General features: G+C 62.3%; 1 protein-coding gene and 1 tRNA gene. One reads left to right on the top strand and one right to left on the bottom strand.

Annotated elements, in window-relative coordinates; genetic code table 11:
* Positions 1-30: 30 nt before the first annotated feature.
* A tRNA-Tyr gene (locus MLGJGCBP_RS22885) sits at positions 31-113 on the bottom strand.
* Between the two features lie 199 nt (positions 114-312).
* Here MLGJGCBP_RS22885 and MLGJGCBP_RS22880 point away from each other — a divergent pair.
* Positions 313-804, top strand: a complete 492-nt coding sequence (locus MLGJGCBP_RS22880; protein ID WP_007298080.1) for a YajQ family cyclic di-GMP-binding protein — start codon at positions 313-315, stop codon at positions 802-804.
* Positions 805-839 lie beyond the last annotated feature (35 nt).

The raw sequence follows: 839 nt of genomic DNA, 5'->3' as shown, positions 1-839 counted from the left end.
GTGAGCTGTCGCTCACCGGGGTTCTGTGTGTGGCAGATGTAGGATTCGAACCTACGTAGGCATAAGCCGACGGATTTACAGTCCGCTCCCATTGGCCGCTCGGGCAATCTGCCGGGGTTGCACGAGGAGCGCGAAATCTGTGGGAAATCGCTCTCCGCTGCGGGAAGAAGAATACAACGAACGGCCCCCCGTTTTGCAAACCGGGTGGATACGGGCGGTTGCGAACCGATAGCGTCGAATCTGCTCGCCGGTATTCGGCGGGCCCCCGGCCGGGTCGCGGCGGGGAGAACCAGACGAAACCGGGAGTGTGAAGTGGCTGATTCGTCCTTCGATGTGGTGAGCAAGGTCGAGCGTCAAGAGGTGGACAACGCCCTGCATCAGGCCGGCAAGGAACTGTCGACCCGGTTCGACTTCCGGAACACGGGAGCATCGATCGAATGGTCCGGCGAGGAAACCATCACCCTGACGGCCGACACCGAGGAGCGACTTCTCGCCGCCCTGGACGTCTTCAAGGAGAAGCTGATCCGTCGTGACATCTCCCTGAAGGCGTTCGACGCGGGCGAGCCGGCGCAGTCCGGAAAGATCTACAAGCTGTCGGGCAGCCTCGTCCAGGGCATCACCACGGAGAACGCCAAGAAGATCACCAAGAAGATCCGCGACGAGGGCCCCAAGGGCGTCAAGGCGCAGATCCAGGGTGACGAGCTGCGCGTGAGCAGCAAGAAGCGTGACGACCTGCAGGCCGTCATCTCCCTGCTGAAGGGTGAGGACTTCGGGATCGCGCTGCAGTTCGTGAACTACCGGTAGGCGCTCCGCGCTCGTGCGCCTTTCTGGTTGCTGGA

The organism is Rhodococcus sp. T7 (assembly GCF_009872365.1).
In the GTDB taxonomy this organism is placed as follows: domain Bacteria; phylum Actinomycetota; class Actinomycetes; order Mycobacteriales; family Mycobacteriaceae; genus Rhodococcus_F.
This window is presented reverse-complemented; position numbering and strand designations above follow the sequence as displayed.